Consider the following 23357-nt stretch of genomic DNA (forward strand, 5'->3'; position numbering starts at 1 on the left):
TCAGCTCGTCCTGCCCCTCATCCAGCCGCCCGGCCCCAACGCGCCACCGTTTCGCCGCGAAGCTCCCGCCAGATCTCTGAGCGGTCAAAAATCGGTGGCGGGCCAGCGGAAATACTGCCCGCAGTGCAGCCCCTGTGCCACCACTTGTGCGCTTAATTGCGCCGCGCCCCGGTCCTCAATGACAGTGGACCGGGCGGCTGGATGAGGGGCAGGACAAGCTGACGGAGGGGGGGCGCGGAACTTGCCATCCCCGCAGCAAACGCCGTCGGGTCTGCCGACCTCTGTGTCCCGGCCGCCGGCAGGGTGGAGCGGCAGAAAACAGTCGAAACAAACTGTACCTCCGCTCCGGTTCTGCCGCCAGCACCGGAGCAGAGGCACCGGACAAAGGCTCAACCTGGCGGCGAACCCGACCCCATGGGCCACCCGGCACAGCCGCTCAGTACCAGACGGGTAATTTGCTGACCCGGCAGCGGTTGTCGGCAGAAAACTGCTGATTTTCGCAGCAAAATGGCCTGTATTGCCCCGCCTTCAGTGCCCTGAGCAGTCACAATGATCTGGATCGAATGCGCTGTTTCCGCTAGTATGGCTGACAGGATGACGGCACTTACACCCTCTGATGGCCGGGATCCTAAAGCCCACTCCTGCCTAAGTTGCGGCGCGCTGTGCGGCAATTGACCGCTGCCGACCAGACTTGCGCCAGGTTTATTCTGGAGCAGAGAACCGTTTAAAATCGGCATCGGTGCGGTCGGTGCAGCATCCGGGGCGGCGGCCCTGTGTGACGGAGAACAGGATGATTGTTGTTTACATTGCCTTCGGAAATCTGGTTGCGCTGATCACCGGCGCCATTCTGCTGCTCCAGAGCCAGCCGGTCACTGTTGTTCTGAGCACCGGCATCCTGTCGGGCGCGCTCGCAGTCTTTGTTCTTGCCGCCCTGCGCGCCCTGTGCATCACCAGGGCCGCGCGGCACTCCGAACACCAATAGTAAGTTTCACAAACCCGGGCTGCTGTGTGCCGGTTCACTGCCAGCACCAGGTCGAAACAGGAACCGACCCCGTGAGGGACCCGGTTGATCCGCTGCTGCTCAGGGGTGGAGGGGCGGTTGGGATTGGGTTCGGCCAGGCCGCACCGGGGCAGTGCAAAGGCCGGCAATCGCCCAGCCATGGGCAGTGGACAGAAAGACGGAGACAAACGACAACTCGTCTGTAATTTTTGGAATCGAATAATACGGGAAATCGAAGGGGCGATATCGTTCTTGGGAGGTGTGCGCTTTCTACGCAATCTCCACGTCTGCTTTAACGCGATTTTTCAACATTTCTTCTTCAATATTATTCTTTATCTTTTGTTTTTCCTCGAGAGAAACCTTCTCCCCACTTGGATCAACCCACTCATGATCTTTCTCAAATAAGTACCATAAACTTACTTTCGCACCTGGCGCGAGGCGCTCCCCGTCCAGAATAAGTTTCTTAGACCCTTCCTTATATTCGATCTGGTTTATGCCACGGAAACGCACGCGGAATGCCCTCTTCCGAAAGATTTTAAACAAATCAGCCCTCAATCAAAATACCATATTGTGCAACAGATACATCGCCCAACAGGCCCTGCCAAGTCTGCTGGCCATGTCCCATGCCGGCGGAAAGGCCAGCCACCCGGCGGCATCACCTGTCTCTGACCAGCCGCCGCAAATATGTCCCGTAGGAATTCTTCTGAAACAAGTCTGCGCGCGCCAGCAAGGCTTCGCGGCTGATCCAGCCGGCGCCGTAAGCGATCTCTTCCGGGCAGCCCACCTGCAACCCCTGACGGGTCTCCAGAGTGCGCACAAAATTGCCCGCGTCCAGCAGGCTGGTGTGGGTGCCGGTGTCCAGCCAGGCATAGCCCCGCCCCATGCGTTCCACCGCCAGGCTGCCCTCCGCCAGATACATTTCCAGCAGGGTGGTAATCTCCAGCTCACCCCGCGCGGAGGGCCGTATTTTGTGCGCGCGCTCCGGGGCGCTGCCATCAAGGAAATACAGCCCGGTCACCGCATAATCAGAGGCAGGATGTTCCGGTTTTTCGGTGATCGACAGCGCCTGATAGGCGTCATCAAACTCCACCACCCCATAGCGCTCGGGATCAGACACTCTGTAGCCAAACACCGTGCCACCCCGGTCTTTCTGATCCGCCGCCGCCAGCACTTCGGGCAGACCATGACCAAAGAAAATATTGTCGCCCAGCACCATCGCCGACGCACCGCCATTGAGAAACTCTTCGGCCAGAATATAGGCCTGGGCCAGCCCGTCGGGCGACGCTTGTTCAATGTAGGTGAACGTGAGCCCCCATTGCGATCCGTCCTGCAGCAGGCGTTCAAACTGCGGCCGGTCCTGAGGCGTGGTGATGATCGCGATCTCGCGCAGCCCGGCCAGCATCAGAACCGAGATCGGGTAGAAAATCATCGGTTTGTCATGCACCGGCAGCAGCTGTTTGGAGACCCCCATGGTGATCGGAAACAGCCGGGTGCCGGATCCCCCAGCCAGAACAATACCTTTGCGTTTTACCATCTCACCGCCCCCTCAACTCTTGCAATACATCCCGCAACACATCCCGCAGCCCGGGCCGCCAGTCCGGCCGCTCAATGCCAAACACCTGCGCCAGGCTCATACAGTCCAGCCGTGAATTTTGCGGGCGTCTGGCCGGTGTCGGATAGTCTGATGTGACGATATCAGTCACCTCCGTGCTGAGCCCGCTGTGCGCAAAGATCTCGCGGGCAAAGCCGGCCCAGCTGATGTCCGGTGTCCCGGCAAAATGATACGTGCCGCTGAGAGGGCGGCCGGCGCGCGCCTGACCGCTGTGAAACGCATCCGCCATGCGCAGCAAAGCGGCAGCAATATCGGCCGCGGCTGTGGGACCGCCGGTCTGATCGGCGACAACACTCAGCTGCTCCCGCTCTGCGCCAAGCCGCAGCATGGTTTTGACAAAGTTGCTGCCGTGCGCCGAGAACACCCAGGAGGTGCGCAGGATCGCATACGCCCCACCTGCCGCAGACACACCAATCTCGCCCGCCAGTTTTGAGCGCCCGTAAGCCCCCAGCGGCGCGGTCGCGGCATCGGGTGCAAAGGGCAGATCACCGGCACCGTCAAACACATAGTCGGTGGAAATATGCAGGAACGGAATTAGTCGCGCCGCCGCCGCCCGCGCCATGGCGCCAGGTGCTTCGCCGTTGATCCGGGTCGCCAGCGCCTCTTCCTGTTCGGCCCGGTCCACGGCGGTATAAGCGGCGGCGTTGATCACCACATCGGCGTCACAGCCTTTGATGATCGCGGCACAGGCGGCGGGGTCTGACAGGTCGGCCTCTTCGCGACTGAGCGCGGTGAGCGTGAGGCCAGCGGTTTGCGCAGCCCGCCGCTGCAGTTCTATTGCCACCTGACCGGTCTTGCCAAATATGAGCACCTTCATACCGCTGTCCCCAGACGGGTACCGACACCCTCTCGCTGCTGCAGCGCCCGCCACCAGGCCTCATTAATGAGATACCACTGCACTGTCTTGCGCAGCCCCTGCTGCAACGTGCGCGACGGGCCCCAGCCCAGCTCCTCCCGGACGCGCGTCGGGTCAATCGCATAGCGCAGATCATGCCCGGGCCGGTCGGCCACAAAACGGATCAGCTCCGCATAGGGCCGGGCGGCTGGCCGCAACTCATCGAGAATGGCGCAGATCATCTTCACGATCTCAATATTCTGCACCTCGTTCTCGCCGCCAATATTGTAGCTGCGGCCCGTTTCGCCCCGCGTAAGCACGGTGAGCAGCGCATCGGCGTGATCCTCCACATAAAGCCAGTCACGCACATTCTTGCCCGCGCCATAGACCGGCAGCGACCGGCCCGCCAAAGCGTTCAGAATGGTCACCGGGATCAGCTTTTCGGGGAACTGATACGGGCCATAATTGTTGGAGCAATTGCTCAACACCACCGGCAGCCCGTAAGTCTCGTGCCAGGCGCGTACCAGGTGATCGGAGGCCGCTTTTGACGCAGCATAGGGGGAGTTCGGCGCATAAGGCGTCACCTCGGTGAACTGGCCACTGGCGCCAAGGCTGCCAAAAACCTCATCGGTCGAGATGTGGTGAAAACGGAACCTGTCGGGCCGGCCCTGATCCGCCCAGTACCCTCGCGCCGCCTCCAGCATGTTGTAAGTGCCGGTGATATTGGTTTCCATGAACACACCCGGCGCATCAATCGAGCGGTCGACATGGCTTTCCGCCGCCAGATGCATCACCGCATCGGGCTGATGGGTCGCAAAGATCCGCTCCAATGCGGCGCGGTCCCGGATGTCGGCCTGTTCAAACACATAAAGCGGACTGCCGGCCGCGCTGGCCAGGTTATCAAGGCAGGCGGCATAGGTCAGCGCGTCCAGATTGACCACCTGATGGCCCTGCGAAATGGCAAGCCGCACCACGGCAGAGCCGATGAACCCCGCGCCGCCGGTGATCAGAAGCCTCATTCCCGCCCCTCCTCATACTCAAACGGAGAGACAAAATCCGCCAGCAATGGCGCGGCGGCGTCCTTGTCTGACAGGATCGCGGTTCCTGCGGCAATGCCCCAGTCGATGCCGATATCGGGATCATCAAAGCGCACCGCGCCGTCGCAGTCTGGCGCGTAATAATCGGAGCATTTGTAGATCACCTCAGTGTCTGGCTCCAGCGTGACAAAGCCGTGCAGGAACCCGGCCGGCACAAACAGCTGTTTGCCGTTTTCAAACGAAAGTTCCTCGCCGACCCACTGACCATACCCAGGCGATCCGCGCCGGATGTCCACCGCGACGTCAAACAGCCGCCCGCGGCCGCAACGCACCAGTTTGGCCTGGGCATGGGGCGGTGCCTGAAAATGCAGCCCCCGCACGGTGCCCGCCTCATGCGACAGGGAATGGTTGTCCTGCACAAATTCCAGGCCGATACCGTGCTCGCGAAGCCGCGCCCGGCTGTAGCTTTCGCAAAAGAAGCCGCGCGCATCGCTATACCGCGCGGGTGTGATCAGTCTGACGCCAGCCAGCCGTGTTTCTGAGATGATCATAATATCCCCTGGTGTCAGGCAGTAATCGCTGTGTCTCTTGCTCCGGATGCCCATAAATAAAGGGAGCAGCCGAGGCGGCAGATGTAGATATGGTCCGGCCCTCTGGTCTCAGGTTTTGACCGCCGCTGCGCCCTGATCGCCCCCGGCCAGGATCACCAAAACCGGCCGGAACCTGGTAAATCTGGCAGTATGTCTATGCAGTATTTTAGCAGGACCAGGACCCTGCGTCAAAATACGAAATGCACCGCCGCGCAGCGCTCCGCCAAACAGCAGTGCCGTGACCGCTGCCTTTGGCGGGCCGCGACAAACCAGTCCAGTGGTGGGCCCGACCCCCGGCTTGAAACAGCCTTGCCCCGCTCCGGTCCTGCCCCGGTGTCAGCGCGATTTGGCACCCTGGAGTTGAATAACCGGGCGCTCCGGACGATGCGCAGGCGGCCGGGACCCGGCATAATACGACGCATTGAAACGAAACATTGGAGCCATGTTGTGAAGATTACTTCGCATGATGATACCCGGGTTCTGCCCGGGCCGCGACATTTCCTGCGCGCGGACGATGGCGCCGCTCTTGTCGAATTCGCCGTGGTATTGCCGCTGCTCCTGCTCCTGTTCTTCGGCATTATCACCTGGGGCGGGACCCTGGCGCTTGTCGACAATATGTATGACGCCGCCCGCCAGGCCGCCCGGCAACTGTCTGTCGGCACCGCCAGCGAGGCCGCTGCCGCCGCCAATGCGACGGCCTACCTGTCCACCTGGCCCAACAGTTTTACCGTCACCGCACAAGATATCGGCACCACCGGCACAGACGATGTGCGGGTGATCGTTGCCACCGCCAATCCGTTCGCCGGCATGTTCACCAGCATCGTAGTAATTCCGGACCTGCAGGCGGTAGTGACAATGCGCAAGGAGTGACGCTGGTGTCCAATACAGTCAAAACCCTGATACGACTTCTCCGGGACGCCTCGGGCGCGGTCATTGTGCTGGTGGCGGTCGCGCTGCCGGTCTTTCTTCTGATGCTCGCGTGGGTCATCGACATCGGCCTTGTGCGGCTCACCGGTCACCGGCTTCAGATCACCGCCTCTGCCGCCGCGCTCGCCGGTGCCAGCCAATTGCCGGACAACAATGACGTGCGGACCCAGGCCCTGCTCTACAGCGGGAAAAACTATGCTGCCATCAATGGTCATCCGGTTCTGAAAGCCGCAGACATTGAGACCGGAAACTGGGACGGCAGTGTATTTGTCGCTGGCGCCAAGCCGAAAAACGCCGTGCGCGCCACCGCCAGACGGACCAATGCGAACGAAAACCCGCTGCAATCCATTTTTGCCATGTTTGCCGGCATCAATGAATTTGAAATCTCGCGCTCTGCAGTCGCTGAAAGTGAACCTGGGAAAGGCTGCAAAAGCGGCGGCTTTTTCTCCGCCGAGGAAGTGCTCTCCGGCTCGGACAACGATTATACCGAGGACTTCTGCCTCTACGGCGATGACGGGGTGAAAATCGGCTCCGACAACACGGTCTCCCCCGGCACCACAATTGCAATGAATGACCTGTCGGATTTTGAACAAGGCGGCGAGAACGGCGCTGTCGAAGATTCCTTGATGGAGGCCGAGTACGATCTCGAACTGCCCGGCCTGGTCTCCGGCATTGTCGACGATATGCAAAACGGCTTGCTTAATGAAATGCCGGATTTCATCACCAACGGCCCGGTGTATCTCAATGAAATCACCGATGTGACTCCGCTCATACCCAACACGCTGTATATCGTGGAAGAGGTCGCCGACCTTGGCTCAGACCGGGTGATTTCCGACATCGCCATTGTGGCGAAAAAGGAAATAAAGGTCGGCTCCGATGTCACGCTGTCAAACGTGGTCTTCGCCACAGAGGACAAGATCCTGTTCGGGTCCGACAATGTGATCGGGTCGCTGAATTACTGCTCTGACGGCACCTATAATATCTACCTGTATTCCGGCGACAATATTGAGTTTGGCTCTGACAATTATTTCCGCGGTGCTCAGATGGGCGCCAGGGGAGAGTTGAAACTGGGCTCCGACGTCGCGGGGATTAAAGGTGTTCATGCGGAGGCAACCGGCAAAATCGATTATGGCAGTGCGGATACTTTTGGCAGCTGCGGTGGCGGGTTGGCGTCAGATTTTGGCGATCTTGAGTTCCCCGTCGGCACGCAGTTTGCTCTGGTAAGATAGGCCGCTTGTGCAACCGGGTCAGAACGACAAAAGCCCACCACGTGTCAAAACGCTGTTGGTGCGGGATACAGACAAAACACCGCTGGAGCAGGCAGCCCCAGCGTTTAAATCAGCAATGCCGGCAGCGGAGGCGCAATATGGGACCAGGTAGCAGCACAGCCGCCGTGCAACCGGGTCCGGCCGCGTCAGATCTGTGCGGACCCTGGTAAGAATCGGGGAATTACCGTAATATTGCCAGGTGTGAACGTCCGGTGTGAACGTCAAAGAAAGCGGCCCGGCCAGATGTTGCTGCGGGCCTGTCCAATATGGTCCTGAGCAAAGACACTCTGTGTCTGCCTGCCCGGGTTTGTGAATCCACGTGTGTTAAAAATGCTGATCTCCTGAGGGGTGAACCACGGCCTGAACCAGTGTGACAAACTCTCTGCCCGGTGAACCTGTCTGCGCCGATCGGGACCCGGCAGGATGCGGGTTCTGAACCGGGCGGCCCGGGCTCAACCGCCCGCGCTGCAGCTGAGTTTGCAATCAGACCTGGCGGTGCGTAATCTGTAAGGCAGGTAATCATCCGACAGAGGGGTCCGGCTGAGGGGTCCGGCAGGAGAATTCAGGCGCGCGGAAGTTTTCAGGAGGATGCGGTTTTATGGGCGGGCAAACAAACAATACGCTTGGTATCATTATCGTAACGTACATGTCCGCCGACGTGATTGCGGACTGTCTGGAAAGCCTGTCGCGATCTCACCACACAGCCATCAGGATCGTGGTCTGCGACAATGCCTCTCCCGATCATACCCGGGACGTCATTCGGGACTGGGCCGCCACAAAGGCGCAACAATATCAGGAGCTGACCGCAGGTCAGATCCCCGCCGCGCGCAATGCCCCTGCTTCGCCGCCCCCGACACTCCCACCCGATGCGTCCCTGTCCGGGATGTTCCCGCCTGCTGTGACCGGTGCCCCTGCACCAGCGCCCTCTGCAGCGCCGCCCCCCCCGCCCGCCGCGACCAACACCCCGGTGAATAACACCCCGGTGAACAACGCCTCAGTGAGCAACGCCGCGCTGACCCTGCTCAGATGCCCGGTGAATACGGGATATGCCGCCGCCGCCAATCAGGGCATCCGGTTGTTGCAACAGGATGCGCAGGTGAACCTGTTCTGGGTGCTGAACCCGGACTGTGTTGTCCCGCCAGAGACCGCGTCTGCGTTTGTCGCGGAGGCCGCCAAAAGCGCGTTTTCTCTCATGGGCGGGCGCATCATTTACCTGGGAGAAGAAGCCATCATCCAGTCTGACGGCGGCCACGTCAGCCACTGGACGGGGCGGGTAAAAAACCTCAATCAGGGGCTTTTGACCTCAGAGGCCCCCGATTTGCCCGACAGCGCCCGGCGTTTTATTTCCGGTGCCAGTATGGTCGCGTCCAGAGAATTCATCAAAAATGCCGGCCTGATGCACGAGGACTACTTTCTCTATTTTGAAGAGGTGGACTGGGCCACGCGCCGGGGGGATTTGCCGCTGATCTGGTGCCCGGCGGCGGTGGTCCATCATCACGGCGGAACCGTCATTGGCACCGGAGCGGTGAACCGCGCACCGACGGCGTTCGCCAACTATTTCAATTTCCGCAACCGGATGAGGTTCATCTTCAGGATCAATCCTGTGGCCGTGCCCGTCGCCTATGCGTATTCGGTCCTGAAAATCCTGAAAATCCTGCTCACGGAAAGTGTTGCCCAGGCCAGGGGCGCCTGGCGCGGCCTGCACGGTTTGGCCCCGCCGGCCGAGGTGGCGGACCGCATCGCGCCTGACGCGCGGAAGCTGGCTTTTGCGAAATCGGGCGAGCCAAAATGACTGCAGAATCCCTTCACCATATCATCCTGAATTTTCACGGCCTGGGCACGCCACACGCCGACGTGGACGCGACTGAGGCGCCCTACTGGTTGTCGGTGGCACAGTTTGAGCAGGTTCTGGACCGGGTGCAAAGCTTCAGCTCCGGAGGCGGCCGGGTCAGGCTTACCTTCGATGATGGCAACAGGTCTGATCTCGAAATTGCGGTGCAAAAACTGAGGCAACGCGGCCTGGAGGCCACGTTCTTTGTTCTTCTGGGCCGCATGGCTGACCCGCGATACCTGTCCGCCGAAGACATCCGGGATATGGCGGCCTCAGATATGAATATCGGATTGCACGGCCGGCACCATCTCGACTGGCGACACGTGGCGGCAGAGACATTCCAGGACGAAACGGTCCGGGCCGCGTACGAATTATCCGAGATCACCGGCAGCTGCATCGATGAGGTGGCAATACCTTTTGGCGCCTACAACCGGAAAATCATGGCCGCATTGCACCGGCAGCACTTCCGGAAAATTCACACATCCGACACCGGGGCCGCGTGTATCAGCGCCCGTATACAACCCCGGAACACCATCAGAGCGGACACGGACGTCGCCTCTCTGGGCCAGATTTTGCAAGACAGATACTCTCTGCAGCGGCGGTTGAAGCGCAGGCTTTCACAACTGCTGCGACGCCATCTGCTATAGGTAAACTGACAACAGGTGATCCTTCATATGCGAAAACAGATTTCCGATCTCTGGACCCGGGTGATGCTGCGGCACACCGCATTTACCGGCTCCTATGGCAAGCTGCGCGCGCTTTATGCCAGGCGGGACCCCTGGAATATGACCTCGCGGCGGGAACAGCATCGTTTCCGGGCCACCAACGAGCTGCTTTCCGGCTGTCAGCCGCATTACCAAACCATCCTTGAACTGGGATGTGGGGAAGGACATCAGAGCGTCAGTCTGGCCCGGTTGACCGACAGGTTTCATGGCATGGATATCAGCGAATTCGCCATCAAGCGGGCGCGAAAGCTGGTGCCTCAGGCTGAGTTCCGGGTTGGTCCGCTGGAGGCCATCGACCGGATCTTTCCGGGTGTCGACTTCGACCTGATCACCGCCTGTGAGGTTCTTTATTATCTTCCGGACCCTGGCGTCATACTGCCGGTCTTGCAAGCGCGGAGCCGGCGCATATTCGTCTCAAGCTACAGCGAACGCACAGAAGGGCTCCGCGCTGCCGTCGAAGGCCCTGGCTGGCAGAGCCTGCCCGACATCCGGCACCAGCACACGGTCTGGAACTGCTTTCTCTGGCAGCGCTGAGTTTTTCAGACCGGGTGGATCTGATCCCAGTCGTGGTCGCCCTTGGTGAAATGCCAGCCCTGCGCGGATTTTTCGATGTCCGCTTTCAGTCTCGCGTTGTCGCAAACGACGGTGGGCCGCATGGTCCGCACCGCTGTGAATCCCGCGCGCTGCAGGGCAGCACAGTACTGAGGCGTAGAGGCGGCGGCCTCCAGATATTCGCACACCGGGTTCAGGGTCGTTTGCGCCAGTTCAATCAGCGCATCCAAAGTGCCGGCATCCTCCGGGTCGCACAGTATGTCAGCGATGATGCCCGCCGGCAGCTCGGTCGCCTCACAGGTCCGGGTAATGACGACGCCGCTGATGTCTCCGTCCCGGCGCAGAATAAACTTCCGGTAGGTGAGACCAGGACACTCTGAAAACCGCCAGTTCAGGCTGTCCGCAGAGCGGTCATGGATCGCCGGAAACCGGGGGCGCAGAGCCTGCCAGAACTGATCATATCCGGCGTCAAAACGGTCAACTTCGGTCATCTCGCAGCGCGACAAACAAGAAGATCTGCGTCGGAACAGCTGCCGCACAGCGACGGACAGCCGCGCCACCGCCGCAAGGATATAGGGACCGGCAGCCACCCTGCGCAAAAACGCAAACAGGCGGCGGTATCGCGTGCCACTGTCAATTTTATGGCTCAGGTATCTGCAAACCGTGCGCGCGCTCACGGCATGTGGCCTGATAAATTGCGAGGTCGGTCCAAGCGTCACACACGCCGCCCGTTCCGCCATCCGCCGCGTTGCCGGCGCCATCGTCAGGGTCACCACCGTCGCCCGGTCTTTTACCACAGCCGCATGTATCAGATGGCCAAGGCCGCGGCCCCGGAACGCGGGCAAGATCATGACGTCGACGATCCAGCCCGCGTCAATCTGACGGCCCGCAAACCAGGCCCTGGCGTCCTGCACAGCAATCTGCCCGACGACACGGGAGCCTTCGCATGCAATCCAGACAGAAGGCGCTGAATCGCCCTGCGGCTTTCCAGGCGCATTGCAGAATTGCCAGATCCAGCGCTCGGAATTTTTATAGGCGGCGGCCGCACCGTATGAGTCACCGAGGAAGACTTCGATGGCTGGCAGGTCCAGTGATGTTGCCCGTCGAATTTCGAGCTCTGAGGTTTCTGGTGACATAAGCGGTACAGAATAATTTGATCCATGCCGGCCCGGTTTGCGCGTCTGCGCGTTCTGCCAGCGTTGGTATCATGGTCCCTCACCGGGTTGGTCCGGCATCCCATCTAAGCAAAATATGGCTCAGAGGCCAAGCGCCCTGACTGATCTGATGCCGCGCATCCTGCGCAGCGGTTGCACAATCTGACAGTTTGGGCCCGGCGCAGCCGTTCGCAGCACCAGGGACAGACGTCGGCTATGGCCGATTACGCCCAGATCACTGGAGCTCCGACTGTTGCCAACACACACCGGTCTGATCTTATGCTGTGTGTTCCCACTGTGGACAGATCAACACAAACAGCCCGTAGGATCTGGACGGTATATGCTGGTATCTGGTTGATATTTTGACCTTTCAACGATGAAACCAGCGCCGCCGCCCTCAATTCGCATGCTGATGACCGCCGTCGGACACCCTTTGGCAGACAGCTCATTACACCTTCGCAGGCTGACCGATTTTTGCCGGGGCATTTCGCAGACCCGGTGCGCGCGCCAGCAAAATACGCTTCATCCGCAAAGATTGTTCAGATGCGCCAGCACAAAAAGCCATCTGCAAAGCCTTTGCGGGATGCCTCATAGCCCGGGCTATGCATTCAGTTTCCGGAAACTGAGTCAATTCCGCCGAACAACTCCTGCAGCCGCGCCACACAGGGACCCGGCAAGGGGCCTTTCTGAATGGCCGCTGCATTTTCGTTCAGATGACCGGTGTTGCCGGTGCCGGTCAACACGACATCCACACCGCGTTGGTGCCGGCAAAAACGATAGGCCGCCTCGACAATTGTGTCAGCGTCACTGTCATCAAGCAAAAACCCCAGCGGATCCCTCAGATCGAACCGCGTGGCGTCGATCAGCTCATTGTCGGCCATTTCGGCAATCAGTTGCAGCAAAGCCTCCGGGCGGCTCAGCGCACGCCGCACCGCAAACATGTTCAGAACGCCAATGTTTTTGTCTGCGGTCTTCTGCAAGATCCGCTGGCGTGCAGACTGGTTTATCAGATTGAACCCAACCATGAACACATCCCAGCAATCGTCCTGCAGCGCCCGGGTCAGCATGCTGTGCTGCGGGTCAAATATGAACCGTTCCGTCAATCCGAGAAAGCGGATTTTGCCCTGTTGCTGCAGCTGTTGCATCGCCGGCACCAGCTCGTTCAGGCAGTACTCATACTGGCTGGCCACCACCCCGTGCAGATGAAGAATATCGATGTGATCGGTGCCCAGGCGCTGCAGGCTGTCCTCCACCGAAGCGATGGAATCCGCCGCCGGCACGTGCTGTGCGCCCAGCGCCGATGTTCCCGGCTGCACGACCGGCAGTTTGGTCGAAATCACAACCTGATCCCTGCGGCCCGCGATTGCCTGGCCGACAATGTCTTCGGTCCCGTATACGCGTGCGGTGTCGATAAAATTAATGCCGGCATCCAGGGCGGCGCTGACCACAGAGACCGCGTGGCGCGGGGAGCCGCCAGTTCCCAGCCCCAACCGGCTGTGACCGCCGCATCCCAGCCCGGCCACACTGACACTCAGGCCTGTGCGGCCAAGACCCGTTTTTTCCATCTTTTGGCTTTACTCCGTTATTGAACGTACCCGTTTGCCCAGATCAGCCAGCGGGAATTTCGCCCACTTTCTTTGGCACATGATAGCCCGCCTGGACTGCGGGACGCGCCGCAATACGCTGATACCACGCCCGCACATTCGGGTAGTCTTCCAGCGATATTTCCTGCCACTCATAGCGCGACACCCAGGGCCAGCAGGCCATATCAACGATCGAATATTCGTCGATGATATACTCACGACCATCCAGCTGTTTCTCCAGGACGGAATACAGCCGTTTGCTTTCCGCGCGGAAACGCTCTTCCGCATAATCCGCCTTGCCCGGGTTGAAATGCACATAGTGATGCGCCTGCCCCAGCATCGGCCCCAGACCGCCCATCTGCCACATCAGCCATTCCTGGGCTTTCCAGCGGCCTTCCGGATCAGTCGGCATGAAGCGGCCGTATTTTTCGGCGAGGTAGAGCATAATCGCGCCGGATTCCATCAGCTTGAGACCATTGTCCTGATCCACAATCGCCGGGATCTTGTTGTTGGGACTGATGGCCAGAAATTCCGGTGTTTTCTGGTCGCCCTGGCCGATGTTGATCGGGTGGGCGGTGTATTCGACGCCAAGTTCTTCCAGCAGAATAGAGACTTTACGGCCATTCGGGGTGGTCCAGGAATAGAGATCAATCATTGCGATATCCGATATTGGTCAGGTCAGGTCAGGTCAGAGAGAGGTGTATTCAGGTGACGCCATATCCAGCGCCGGGTCATCTTTCGCCCAGGGGCTGAAGGCGGCCGGTATCAGGATTTTATTTTCCTGGCTTATCATAAACGGGCGGATTTTTGGCACATAGGCTTTCCAGCGCGGATCCGCGACCAGCTTTGCGCGACGTTCACTGCGCTCGGCCAGGTCCTTATAGGCCCAGAGGTGGATCAGCTGGTGCAAAGGGCCTATTTCGCTCGAAAAGTAGCCGACCATCCGGCCCAGGATCGGCCTTTGCACCGCCAGACCCTCGGCTTCATAGAGCCGCAGATATTCTGCCGCGGCCCCGATATGCAGCGAATAGATCCGCTCTTCAATTATCATAGCATGCTCCACAGGAATGTTACTTCAGACAAAACAGGCCGCGGCCCCAACAGGGTCAGACCGCCAGCTTTGCCCGTCCTTGTTGTGTGACTTGTTCAAGGGTCTGCACCGGGGTCAGCGCTTCGCGATCCACGATCAGTTCGATCAGATAACCCCCCTTGCGCCCGCGCGCTCTTTCCAAAGCCGCCGGGAAATCTTCAGTTGTTTCAACCCGTTCACCATCAATGCCAAAGGAGGCCGCATAGGCGACAAAATCCGGGTTGTGCAGCTCAGTCGCGATCACCCGGTCCGGATGGTTGCGTTCCTGATGCATCCGGATGGTCCCATACATGCCGTTGTTCACGACCAGATAGATGATATCGGCATCATACTGCTTCGCCGTGGCCAGTTCCTGGGATGTCATCAGGAAACAACCGTCCCCGGAAATACTGATCACCTGGCGCTCAGGGCTGTGCAGTTTGGCCGCGATCGCCGCTGGCACCGCATAGCCCATCGAGCCACTGGTCGGCGCCAGTTGCGTTCTGTAGGCGCGGTGTTTGTGGAACCGGTGCGCCCAGACCGTGTAGTTGCCCGCCCCATTGCTCAGAACTGTATCATTGGGCATGCTGTCGGTGATGTGGCGGATCACTTTGGACATGTTCAGCCGGCCGGGCACCTCTGTTGGCTCCAAAAACGCCTCATAGTCTTCACGCTGAGATTGCCGCCAGTCCGCCCAGCGGTTTTTGCCTTCGCCGTCCCGAATTGATGTGACGGCGTCAAAAAACGCGTTCGGCGAAGAGACAATGCCAATGTCCGGATTATAGACCATGCCAAGTTCATCCGCACCGGGGTGCACATGAACAAACTTCATTTGCGGATTGGGAATGTTGACCAGGTTATAACCCTGCGTCGTCATCTCTCCCAGACGGGAGCCGACAACAATCAGCAGATCAACTTCGGTTTCAATGCGCTGGCGCAGCTTCGCTGAGGGCGCGATGCCAACAACACCGACATAGTTTGCATGATCGTTATCCACATAGTCCTGACAGCGGAAACTGGAAGCCACCGGCAGTCCGGTGCGCTCCGCAAACGCCAGCGCTTTTTCTGCACAACCAGCGTCCCAGGAGGGCCCGCCAACCAGCATCATCGGCCGTTTGGCAAACGTCATCAGCTCTTCGAGCTCAGCAACTGATCCCTGCGTTGGCGCGCTCTCAGCCAGATCCGTGGCACGCAGGTCTTCAACCGCGACCATGTCCATCAACATGTCTTCCGGCAACGCCAGAACCACCGGACCGGGGCGCCCGGACTGAGCGATTTTCCAGGCGCGGGACAGATATTCCGGGATGCGGCTGGCGTCATCTATCTGCGCGATCCACTTGGCCATCTGGCCAAAGACCTGCCGGTAATCCATCTCCTGAAAGGCTTCGCGGTCCACCATGTCCCGCGCCACCTGCCCGATCAGCAAGATCATTGGCGATGAGTCCTGATAGGCGGTGTGCACCCCGTTTGCCGCATTGGTCGCCCCTGGCCCGCGCGTCACCGCACAAATCCCCGGTTTTCCGGTCAGTTTGGCATAGGCATCGGCCATGTTTGCAGCGCCACTTTCATGGCGGCACGTCACCGTGCGGATGGCATCCTGGTGATTATAAAGCCCGTCCAGCAGCCCCAGAAAGCTTTCGCCCGGCACACAGTAGACAGTGTCCGCGCCCAGCAATTTCAGCTGGTCGGCCAGGATATGACCGCCTGGCCGCAAAGCGGGTTCGCCTGAGGCACCAGGCCTTTCGGGATTGGTTGATTGTGACATTGTAGAATCCCTGTTTCAGAGGCTGCGGATCATGCCGCCATCAACCCGTGTCATCTGACCGGTGACATATCCCGCTGGCTCACTCATCAGGAACACAGCCACATTGGCGAACTCTTCTGGCTTGCCATAGCGTTTCGCCGGCAGCCCTGCTGCCAGTTCAGTGCGCACTTGCTCCAGCGTTTTGCCTTCACGACCGGCGCGGGCGGTATCAAGCTGACCCACACGAGCGGTGTCAATTTTTCCTGGCAAAATCGTGTTGACGGTGATGCCGTCCCCCGCCACTTCCGCCGCCAGGGTTTTTGAAAACCCGGCCATAGCGCCGCGAATGGTATTTGAGACCGCCAGGTTTGGAATGGGCTGCAATACACCGGAAGATCCGATTGTCAGAATACGGCCCCATTTATTGACCCGCATGTTCTCCAGCGCCGCTTCGGTGATCTGAATGATGCTGAACAGCAAAGACTGTGCAGAGGACTTCCAGAGCTCCTGGGCAACACCCGTGGACGGCGACGGAGGTGGGCCGCCTGCGTTGTTCAGCAGAATGTCAGGTTTGAACTCGTCGCGAATGCGGACGCACAGTGCGCTCACCGCGTCCGGATCGGTCAGATCCGACGGCGCAACCTGTACGGATACCCCGTATTTCGCGGTCAGTTCGGCGCCCAGTTCCTGCAGAACATCTTCCCGACGTGCGGACAGCACCAGGTTTGCACCCTCGGCGGCCAGACGCTCAGCGATCGCCCGCCCCAGCCCCTGTGACGCGCCAAGGACAAATGCCGTTTTACCTTTGATACCCAGATCCATGATTATTCCTCGATAGTCGTATTATGTTGAATTATTAGATTTTTTCGGGACCGGATTGCCCGTTTCTGAGCCGCGTAATCAGCTGCACGATACCGGCGGCAAGCATAAGCCCGGCGATAACGGGGCGGATTACGCCCGGCATCATAAAGACCGGACCGGCCATTACGATCAGCAGCATCGGCACGAAATATGTCGTCCAACCCGGTTTTCCCAGGTGTTTCTGATAGAAAGGAAACAGGATCGAAAAGACGGAAAGAAGCAGGAAAAACAACGCCCAGGGCCGGGTCAGAAACGCTTCAAGCCCATCGCCACGCGCAAACACCTGGCTCAGGCGCACCTCGGCAATATTGCCAAGCACGACACCCAGAACGATAGGCACGACGGGGAAACCAAGCGCCCGCATCACAAAACCAAGAACCCCAAAAACGAACAGTGTCCACATGTCATAGGCGATGTTATTGAGCGCGAAAATGCCAAGCGCGCAGTAGAACAGGATCACCGCTGTCAGCATGTACATTTTGACTTTGGTGATCAGAACAAATCCGCGCAACGTGATCGATTGCAGAAACAGCATCATGAAGTTGGCGACAAAGAAGGCCAGAAAGATCGAGTAGGCGATCTTGGGCTCGTCAGAGATAAACGAGGGGCTGGGGATGACGTCATGCACCAGCAACGCCCCCAGCATGATCGCAGTCATAATGTCGCCGGGCAGCCCGAGTGCCATCATCACAATCAGCGCGCCACCAGCGGTCGCATTGTTGGCGCTTTCCGGAGCGATGATGCCATCGATGGCGCCTTTGCCGAAAGTTTCCGGTTCTTTTGACGCTTTCTTGGCCTGATCATACGCCAGAATATTGGAGATTGTGCTGCCAGCCGCCGGCAGGACGCCAATGAAGACCCCCAACAGCGATGAGCGCACCACATTGACCCACCGGCTGATGACCATCTTGGCGGACAGCACATAGTCGATATGAACCGCATGGGCTTCGTCGCCGCCCAGCCGCTTGACCGCATTTTCAGGATCGCGCACGTCGCCCAGAAGCCGGCTGAAGGCAAACAGACCAACCAGCACCGGCAGAAAGGCAAAGCCCTTGGACGCGGACTCAACACCGAATGTGAAGCGCGGAAGCCCAAACACTACGTCGCTGCCAACAGTGGCAATCAACAGGCCAAACAAGGCGCCGATCAAACCCTTGAGCATCTGGTCGCCCGCCAGGCTGGCCGTCACTGTCAGTGCAAAAATCACCAGCGCAAAGAAATCAACCGGCTGGAATTCCAGACCAATCATCGCCAGCTGTGGCGCGACCAGCATCAGCACAACGGAGGCAATGACCCCGCCAAAAAAGGACGACCATACGCCGATGCCCAGTGCCAGCCCCGGCTTGCCGGATTTGGCCAGCGGATAGCCGTCAAACGTCGTCGCAACCGAAGAAGGTGTACCGGGAATACCCGTCAGAATGCCCGACATCAGGCCGCCCGACAACCCGCCGACATACACGGCGATCATCGTGGCCAGCCCCTGCACCGGGGACATCGCAAATGTAAAAGGAAGCACCAGCACCACGGCCATCGCGATGGTAAAACCGGGAATGGCGCCCGCCAGCAGACCGGCAAAAGTGCCCGCCATCATCAGAGCCATTGTGGTGATCGTAAACAACTCGGGAGCCGCGAGCCCGAGGCTGGAGAAGAGATTCATTGTCAGTATACCCTCAGGAGAATGCCTTCGGGCAGGAACACCCCAAGAAGCTGCGTGAATACGGTCCACATGCCAATGACAAAAACCGCAGATATCAAACCGTGCTGGAGCAGCTGTTTACGCCCCCATCCGCCCAGAACATTCAGGGTGACAAAGACGTACAGAACGCCGCCGATAAGCATTCCCAGGACTGGCATTGTCACCAGGAACAGAAAGAACAGGAAAAATACAACTATCGGATTGCGGTAATACTGCAGCCATTGCCGCAACCCCATCGATGTCGCCGAAGGATCCGCCGTGGTTCTCTGCGCCTGAATCAGCAAGATAAATGCCAAAATAGCCAACGGGATCAGGATGATACGCGGCCAGAGCGACGAAGGCAACTGGCCGAACATCGCAGCGGGCAACTGATAGGTGCTGACGAACAATGCGCCGCTGAGGAATAATAAAACGATGGCAATGATCGTGTCGCGATTCAGGCGCATGATACATTCCTTTCGGAAAACTGGTAGGAACGACAGCCACTCAGAGCATTTGAATGGTGCGTGCGGGACTTCAGGCCAGGCGGCCACAGGTGCCTGCGGGACAATGAAGCCCCGCAGAATTGGCTTTACTGGAACCGGCCAACTTTAATCTTTTTCGCTGCGTCGAGGAATTCTGCAGACGTTTCCTCCCACCACTCGGCGTATTCCGCAGGACCTTTGTACAGCACCGCAGTGCCTTTCGCCGCCTGCTGCGCTACAAAATCCGCATCCTCAGTCGGACCTTTGAACACGGACGCCCAGAAATCGACAATCTCTTTTGGAGTGCCTTTGGGCAGCATGATACCGCGGGTCAGCGAGTAATTCATGTCGATGCCCAGCTCCTTCAGAGTCGGCACGTCAGGAATCAGGTCGCTACGTTCTTCAGCGGCGATCGCAAAGGCTTTCAGCCCGCCATCTCCACGCTGTGTCCGTGCGGCCGCCATATTGATACCACCAAGATCGATGGTGCCATTCAACAGACCGGTGACCCGCCCTGCTGTACCACCCTGGAACGGAACATATGCAAAGTCGGTCCCGGTTTTAGCCCCGAGCATCAGCCACAAGAAGTGGCTTGTCGCCCCCATGGACACGCCTGTCGGAATATCTCCCGGGCTGGCTTTCGCCGCGGCCAGCATGCCTTCGAGATCGCTATACTCAACGTGGCTGCCTGCCCCGATGATTTCCGGCGTATCGGTCAGCAGCGCCACCGGCTCAAACTCGTCCCAGTTAAAGTCAGTGACGCCATTGATGTAGTTCACAACCATATGCTGATGGATGGCGAAAAGTGTACAGCCGTCCGGCTTGGCCGCAGCAGCCTCTTTGGCCCCCAGAGCGCCGCCCTGACCAGGAACTGTGACCACTTTGATTTTGACCTTGGCATCCGAGGCCTGGATGGCCTGTTCAAAGATGCCGAAGATCACACTGGTGCCGCCACCTGGCCCCCAGGGAACAATAAGCTTGGCCGTTGTACACGGAAGCTCAACGGCTGCCGCCGCCGGCGCCGCAGTTGCCAGCCCGGCAACCATTGCGGCGCCTGCGACTTTTAGAAAAGATTTCTTAAATTTCATTCGTACGTCCTCCCTTTTGCGCCACGGGTCCAGGCCCGTTTTTGCGCTTTGCGCCGGCATCTGCGCCGGCATCCACATCGCTTCAGAAGATCGAAGCCCTCCCGCCTCTTCTGATTAGTGGCTTTACATGGGTATCGGCGTTTCATATAAATAACAATACAAGCAAAATGAATTCTTTGTTGCACACATGGGACAATGTATGGACGCCGATCTACTCACAGACATGGCCGTATTTGCGGCGGTGGTCGAAGGAAACAGCTTCTCTGCGGCCGCTACGGATTTGCAGATGTCAAAATCCAATGTCAGCCGGCGTGTCGCCGCGCTGGAGGACCGCCTGCAGCTGAAACTGATGCACCGGACCACGCGCAAGCTGAGTCTGACCGAAAGCGGCAGAGTTTATTACGAGCATTGCGCAAGACTAGTGGACGAAGCGCGCACCGCCGACGACGCGATCCGCGCGATGCATTCCACCCCCAGCGGGTTGCTGAACGTCAGCCTGCCGGAAACGCTGGGCCGCGCCTTTATTCTGCCGTTGCTGCCAGAGTTTCTGAAGATGTACCCCGAAATCAAACTCAACCTCACCATCACCAGCCGCAAAGTTGATCTGAGCGAAGAACGCTGTGACGTGGCGGTGCGTAAAGGTGAGATCGATGATGAATCCCTCTGCGCTGTGGCGCTTGGCTCATCGACACAATACCTGTTTGCCAGCCCCGGCTACCTCGCCTCTGCGCAGCCACTGCGCCAGCCCGATGATCTTGCCGCGCATTCATATCTGGCCAGCAAAATCACCTTCGGCCCTGTCGATCTGATGCTTGAACATGGCAATGACACCACAAAAGTCCGGGTAAATCCGCGCCTGTCGGTCCGCGACCACGAGGCTCTGCTGTCGCTGACAGTGGACGGGCTTGGTGTGGCGCTGTTGCCGGCCTGGATGACCCGGAAATATGTGCGCAGTGGTAAGCTGGTCCCCGTATTGCCCGAATACCGGGGCCCGTCGGTTGATTTTAATGTCGTGTTCCAACCCCATCGCGGCATGGCCCCCAATCTTAAGGCCTTCGTGGATTTCCTCAGAAAGCGGTTCAGAACCAACCGCCCGTGGGAATTTGAATCCCCCGATAATTCCATCCTGAAAGTGACCAGCTGATCCCCTGGACAAACACATTTGCCCGTGCATCAGACGCTGCCAGATTTTGAACCGGCGATCTACGGCCAAAACGCCATGCCGGGCGCGCAACAACACGACCCTATTCAGAAATAAAGGACGTCCCCATGATTAATGGAAACCACCTGATTGCAGGTCAATGGGTTGCCGGCGAGGCAACGTTTGAAAACCAGCCGGCACATGGCCCGGCGCACCAGTTTGCAGTCGGCAACCCTGCCTTGGTTGATGCCGCGGCACAGGCGGCTGAAGAGGCGTTCTGGAGCTTTGGCTATTCCTCCCGTGAAGACCGTGCTGCCTTTCTGAACGCGATCGCGGACGAGATTGACGCGCGCGGCGATGCCATCACTGAAATTGGCACCCAGGAGACCGGCCTGCCCGAAGCACGCCTGATCGGGGAACGCGGCCGCACCATCGGCCAGCTCCGCCTGTTCGCCAGCCACATCCTGGCCGGGGACTATCTGGACCGCCGCCATGACACCGCCTTGCCAGACCGCACGCCACTGCCGCGCCCGGACATCCGGCTAATGCAGCGTCCCGTTGGCCCTGTGGCCGTATTTGGCGCCTCAAACTTCCCGCTGGCATTCTCAACCGCCGGCGGCGACACCGCCTCAGCCCTGGCCGCCGGTTGTCCGGTGGTCGTCAAAGGACATTCCGCCCATCCCGGGACAAGTGACATCGTTGCGCAGGCCATTGACGCCGCGATAAAAACCTGCGGTTTGCATCCGGGCGTATTTTCCCAAATTCAGGGCGGCAACCGGGCCGTTGGACAGGCGCTGGTTCAGCACCCGCTGATCAAAGCCGTTGGCTTTACCGGCAGTCTAGGCGGCGGGCGTGCTTTGTATGATCTCTGCGCCTCGCGTCCCGAGCCCATTCCGTTTTTCGGTGAACTGGGCTCGGTGAACCCGATGTTCCTGCTGCCAAACGCGCTGGCCGGACGCCATGCGGACATCGCCGCAGGTTGGGCGGCATCCCTGACGATGGGGGCAGGCCAATTCTGTACCAACCCGGGAATTGCGGTCCTGACCGACGGCGACGACGCCACCCGCTTTATCGCCGCCACGAAAGAAGCGCTGGCCGCCTCAGCCCCGCAAACCATGCTGACGGACGGCATCGCCGCCGCCTATCGTGCGGGCCGGGACCGTATCCGCGAAAGTGGTGCTGCGCAGGAAGTTCTGAGCACCACCTGCGACGCGCGCACAGCCGCGCCTTACCTGTTCACCACATCAGCCAAAGAATTTCTGGCCAATGAATCGATTAGTGAAGAGGTCTTCGGGCCGCTTGGAATTGTCGTTCTGGCCAGGGATTTTGACGAGGTTATTGCCGTCGCGAAATCGCTGCAGGGTCAGTTGACCTGTACGCTTCATCTTGACGACCGGGACGCAGATCAGGGCCGCGCGCTGTTGCCCATCCTGGAACGCAAAGCCGGACGCGTGCTGGCCAACGGGTTTCCAACCGGCGTCGAAGTGAGCGACGCAATGGTCCACGGTGGCCCGTTCCCGGCCTCCACCAATTTTGGCGCAACCTCTGTCGGGACCATGGCAATCAGAAGGTTCCTGCGGCCGGTTTCATATCAGAATATTCCGGAGGCCATTCTGCCGTCCGACCTGATATAGGTTGCACCTGCCCTCTGCGATCAGCTGTTGCAGAGGGTCGGTCTCAACAGGTTATGAACGTTCTGGCCCCGGGATTTGTCGCGGATTTGCGACTGGTTGCGGCAAGGCAAAACCAGCCTTGCCGCTCACCGGAGGGATGAAGGATGCCCGGGGCTCAAGACAACATCGACAGCCGTCGCGGCGGATTGAAGCTCCTTCAGTGCCTTCCCTCCAGACAAGAGCATCCCATCCCACTGGTGGGTCCCATGTACTAAAACATTCACCCGACTGCTTAGCGGGCAAGCGGCGCGATAAGCGTGCGCATCCGCCATACCAGCGAACCTGCTCCGCGTGCTTCCACTATGCTTCCACAGTTGGAACCACCAACGCAAAAAGCCCCGCGATTGCGGGGCGTAAGGCGCTGATAATGTGGTGTTTAGTTGGTTGCGGGAGCAGGATTTGAACCTGCGACCTTCAGGTTATGAGCCTGACGAGCTACCGGGCTGCTCCATCCCGCGACAGGGTGGTATTGTTATCGTTTGAGAGATTATTGATATCTTTTCCAGG

Annotated in this window: 22 protein-coding genes and 1 tRNA gene; 8 read left to right on the forward strand and 15 right to left on the reverse strand. The window is 59.2% G+C overall.

Features of this window, described 5'->3' with window-relative positions:
- Positions 1–790 precede the first annotated feature (790 nt).
- Entirely contained in the window at positions 791–982 is a 192-nt protein-coding gene (locus tag DWA01_RS03485) for a hypothetical protein (protein WP_114284266.1), read from the forward strand.
- Positions 983–1270: 288 nt separating this feature from the next.
- Here the strand turns inward: DWA01_RS03485 and DWA01_RS03490 are convergent, their stop codons facing one another.
- From DWA01_RS03490 to rfbC, 5 genes are all read right to left on the reverse strand, one after another.
- Positions 1271–1543: a hypothetical protein gene (locus DWA01_RS03490; RefSeq protein WP_114284267.1), complete on the reverse strand. Its 273-nt coding sequence runs from the start codon at positions 1541–1543 to the stop codon at positions 1271–1273.
- Positions 1544–1655: 112 nt separating this feature from the next.
- The gene (gene rfbA / locus DWA01_RS03495) at positions 1656–2534 is read right to left on the reverse strand and encodes a glucose-1-phosphate thymidylyltransferase RfbA (protein WP_114284268.1); all 879 of its coding nucleotides are present in this window, start codon (positions 2532–2534) and stop codon (positions 1656–1658) included.
- Between the two features lies 1 nt (position 2535).
- Positions 2536–3429 (reverse strand): dTDP-4-dehydrorhamnose reductase, encoded by an 894-nt coding sequence (gene rfbD / locus DWA01_RS03500; protein ID WP_114284269.1) that lies wholly within the window; start codon positions 3427–3429, stop codon positions 2536–2538.
- The gene (gene rfbB / locus DWA01_RS03505) at positions 3426–4466 is read right to left on the reverse strand and encodes a dTDP-glucose 4,6-dehydratase (RefSeq protein ID WP_114284270.1); all 1041 of its coding nucleotides are present in this window, start codon (positions 4464–4466) and stop codon (positions 3426–3428) included. Before rfbB ends, rfbD begins: the two co-directional genes overlap by 4 nt.
- The gene (rfbC, locus tag DWA01_RS03510) at positions 4463–5035 is read right to left on the reverse strand and encodes a dTDP-4-dehydrorhamnose 3,5-epimerase (RefSeq protein WP_114284271.1); all 573 of its coding nucleotides are present in this window, start codon (positions 5033–5035) and stop codon (positions 4463–4465) included. Before rfbC ends, rfbB begins: the two co-directional genes overlap by 4 nt.
- Before the next feature lie 486 nt (positions 5036–5521).
- On the opposite strand from rfbC, the gene DWA01_RS23050 reads away from it, so the two are divergent.
- From DWA01_RS23050 to DWA01_RS03535, 5 genes are all read left to right on the forward strand, one after another.
- On the forward strand, positions 5522–5944 hold the full coding sequence (locus tag DWA01_RS23050) for a TadE/TadG family type IV pilus assembly protein (RefSeq protein WP_160115949.1): 423 nt from the start codon (positions 5522–5524) through the stop codon (positions 5942–5944).
- Positions 5945–5949: 5 nt separating this feature from the next.
- On the forward strand, positions 5950–7230 hold the full coding sequence (locus DWA01_RS03520) for a pilus assembly protein TadG-related protein (protein WP_160115950.1): 1281 nt from the start codon (positions 5950–5952) through the stop codon (positions 7228–7230).
- A 637-nt stretch (positions 7231–7867) separates the two neighbouring features.
- Positions 7868–9061, forward strand: coding sequence for a glycosyltransferase family 2 protein (locus DWA01_RS03525; protein ID WP_114284274.1), 1194 nt, complete (start codon positions 7868–7870; stop codon positions 9059–9061).
- Positions 9058–9747 carry a polysaccharide deacetylase family protein gene (locus DWA01_RS03530; protein ID WP_114284275.1) on the forward strand — a complete coding sequence of 230 codons (690 nt, stop codon included), beginning with the start codon at positions 9058–9060 and terminating at the stop codon, positions 9745–9747. The genes DWA01_RS03525 and DWA01_RS03530 overlap by 4 nt, the downstream gene beginning before the upstream one ends.
- A 27-nt stretch (positions 9748–9774) precedes the next feature.
- Positions 9775–10359 carry a class I SAM-dependent methyltransferase gene (locus DWA01_RS03535; RefSeq protein ID WP_114284276.1) on the forward strand — a complete coding sequence of 195 codons (585 nt, stop codon included), beginning with the start codon at positions 9775–9777 and terminating at the stop codon, positions 10357–10359.
- 5 nt (positions 10360–10364) lie between these two features.
- Here DWA01_RS03535 and DWA01_RS03540 read toward each other — a convergent pair whose 3' ends face one another.
- The 9 genes from DWA01_RS03540 to DWA01_RS03580 form a co-directional block, all read right to left on the reverse strand.
- The gene (locus DWA01_RS03540; protein ID WP_114284277.1) at positions 10365–11513 is read right to left on the reverse strand and encodes a GNAT family N-acetyltransferase; all 1149 of its coding nucleotides are present in this window, start codon (positions 11511–11513) and stop codon (positions 10365–10367) included.
- A gap of 626 nt (positions 11514–12139) precedes the next feature.
- A complete protein-coding gene (locus DWA01_RS03545) occupies positions 12140–13096 on the reverse strand; it encodes an aldo/keto reductase (protein WP_114284278.1) in 957 nt (318 codons plus the stop codon).
- 43 nt (positions 13097–13139) lie between these two features.
- Positions 13140–13769 (reverse strand): glutathione S-transferase family protein, encoded by a 630-nt coding sequence (locus DWA01_RS03550; protein WP_114284279.1) that lies wholly within the window; start codon positions 13767–13769, stop codon positions 13140–13142.
- A gap of 33 nt (positions 13770–13802) precedes the next feature.
- On the reverse strand, positions 13803–14165 hold the full coding sequence (locus tag DWA01_RS03555) for an NIPSNAP family protein (protein ID WP_114284280.1): 363 nt from the start codon (positions 14163–14165) through the stop codon (positions 13803–13805).
- 55 nt (positions 14166–14220) lie between these two features.
- Positions 14221–15948: a thiamine pyrophosphate-binding protein gene (locus tag DWA01_RS03560; RefSeq protein WP_114284281.1), complete on the reverse strand. Its 1728-nt coding sequence runs from the start codon at positions 15946–15948 to the stop codon at positions 14221–14223.
- Between the two features lie 15 nt (positions 15949–15963).
- Positions 15964–16749 (reverse strand): SDR family oxidoreductase, encoded by a 786-nt coding sequence (locus DWA01_RS03565; protein WP_114284282.1) that lies wholly within the window; start codon positions 16747–16749, stop codon positions 15964–15966.
- 34 nt (positions 16750–16783) lie between these two features.
- Complete coding sequence (locus tag DWA01_RS03570) at positions 16784–18445, reverse strand: tripartite tricarboxylate transporter permease (protein WP_114284283.1); 1662 nt, start codon at positions 18443–18445, stop codon at positions 16784–16786.
- A 2-nt stretch (positions 18446–18447) separates the two neighbouring features.
- The gene (locus DWA01_RS03575) at positions 18448–18930 is read right to left on the reverse strand and encodes a tripartite tricarboxylate transporter TctB family protein (RefSeq protein ID WP_114284284.1); all 483 of its coding nucleotides are present in this window, start codon (positions 18928–18930) and stop codon (positions 18448–18450) included.
- A 125-nt stretch (positions 18931–19055) separates the two neighbouring features.
- A complete protein-coding gene (locus tag DWA01_RS03580; protein ID WP_160115951.1) occupies positions 19056–20036 on the reverse strand; it encodes a tripartite tricarboxylate transporter substrate binding protein in 981 nt (326 codons plus the stop codon).
- A gap of 199 nt (positions 20037–20235) precedes the next feature.
- Here DWA01_RS03580 and DWA01_RS03585 point away from each other — a divergent pair, with 199 nt between their 5' ends.
- On the forward strand, positions 20236–21180 hold the full coding sequence (locus tag DWA01_RS03585; protein WP_160115952.1) for a LysR family transcriptional regulator: 945 nt from the start codon (positions 20236–20238) through the stop codon (positions 21178–21180).
- A gap of 125 nt (positions 21181–21305) precedes the next feature.
- Positions 21306–22811 carry an aldehyde dehydrogenase (NADP(+)) gene (locus DWA01_RS03590; protein WP_114284287.1) on the forward strand — a complete coding sequence of 502 codons (1506 nt, stop codon included), beginning with the start codon at positions 21306–21308 and terminating at the stop codon, positions 22809–22811.
- A 420-nt stretch (positions 22812–23231) separates the two neighbouring features.
- Here the strand turns inward: DWA01_RS03590 and DWA01_RS03595 are convergent.
- Positions 23232–23308 (reverse strand) — tRNA-Met (locus DWA01_RS03595).
- Between the last annotated feature and the right edge of the window lie 49 nt (positions 23309–23357).

Source organism: Candidatus Halocynthiibacter alkanivorans (genome assembly GCF_003333265.1).
GTDB classification, from domain to species: domain Bacteria; phylum Pseudomonadota; class Alphaproteobacteria; order Rhodobacterales; family Rhodobacteraceae; genus Halocyntiibacter_A; species Halocyntiibacter_A alkanivorans.

Excerpts from the sequence above, each read along its gene's own strand:
- rfbB (WP_114284270.1), bottom strand. The coding sequence starts at position 4,466 with ATGAGGCTTCTGATCACCGGCGGCGCGGGGTTCATCGGCTCTGCCGTG.
- DWA01_RS03570 (WP_114284283.1), bottom strand. The coding sequence starts at position 18,445 with ATGAATCTCTTCTCCAGCCTCGGGCTCGCGGCTCCCGAGTTGTTTACG.
- rfbC (WP_114284271.1), bottom strand. The coding sequence starts at position 5,035 with ATGATCATCTCAGAAACACGGCTGGCTGGCGTCAGACTGATCACACCC.
- DWA01_RS03555 (WP_114284280.1), bottom strand. The coding sequence starts at position 14,165 with ATGATAATTGAAGAGCGGATCTATTCGCTGCATATCGGGGCCGCGGCA.
- DWA01_RS03580 (WP_160115951.1), bottom strand. The coding sequence starts at position 20,036 with ATGAAATTTAAGAAATCTTTTCTAAAAGTCGCAGGCGCCGCAATGGTT.
- DWA01_RS03545 (WP_114284278.1), bottom strand. The coding sequence starts at position 13,096 with ATGGAAAAAACGGGTCTTGGCCGCACAGGCCTGAGTGTCAGTGTGGCC.
- DWA01_RS03560 (WP_114284281.1), bottom strand. The coding sequence starts at position 15,948 with ATGTCACAATCAACCAATCCCGAAAGGCCTGGTGCCTCAGGCGAACCC.
- rfbA (WP_114284268.1), bottom strand. The coding sequence starts at position 2,534 with ATGGTAAAACGCAAAGGTATTGTTCTGGCTGGGGGATCCGGCACCCGG.
- DWA01_RS03525 (WP_114284274.1), top strand. The coding sequence starts at position 7,868 with ATGGGCGGGCAAACAAACAATACGCTTGGTATCATTATCGTAACGTAC.
- DWA01_RS03540 (WP_114284277.1), bottom strand. The coding sequence starts at position 11,513 with ATGTCACCAGAAACCTCAGAGCTCGAAATTCGACGGGCAACATCACTG.
- DWA01_RS03550 (WP_114284279.1), bottom strand. The coding sequence starts at position 13,769 with ATGATTGATCTCTATTCCTGGACCACCCCGAATGGCCGTAAAGTCTCT.
- DWA01_RS03590 (WP_114284287.1), top strand. The coding sequence starts at position 21,306 with ATGATTAATGGAAACCACCTGATTGCAGGTCAATGGGTTGCCGGCGAG.
- DWA01_RS03530 (WP_114284275.1), top strand. The coding sequence starts at position 9,058 with ATGACTGCAGAATCCCTTCACCATATCATCCTGAATTTTCACGGCCTG.
- rfbD (WP_114284269.1), bottom strand. The coding sequence starts at position 3,429 with ATGAAGGTGCTCATATTTGGCAAGACCGGTCAGGTGGCAATAGAACTG.
- DWA01_RS03485 (WP_114284266.1), top strand. The coding sequence starts at position 791 with ATGATTGTTGTTTACATTGCCTTCGGAAATCTGGTTGCGCTGATCACC.
- DWA01_RS03565 (WP_114284282.1), bottom strand. The coding sequence starts at position 16,749 with ATGGATCTGGGTATCAAAGGTAAAACGGCATTTGTCCTTGGCGCGTCA.
- DWA01_RS03535 (WP_114284276.1), top strand. The coding sequence starts at position 9,775 with ATGCGAAAACAGATTTCCGATCTCTGGACCCGGGTGATGCTGCGGCAC.
- DWA01_RS03585 (WP_160115952.1), top strand. The coding sequence starts at position 20,236 with ATGGACGCCGATCTACTCACAGACATGGCCGTATTTGCGGCGGTGGTC.
- DWA01_RS03575 (WP_114284284.1), bottom strand. The coding sequence starts at position 18,930 with ATGCGCCTGAATCGCGACACGATCATTGCCATCGTTTTATTATTCCTC.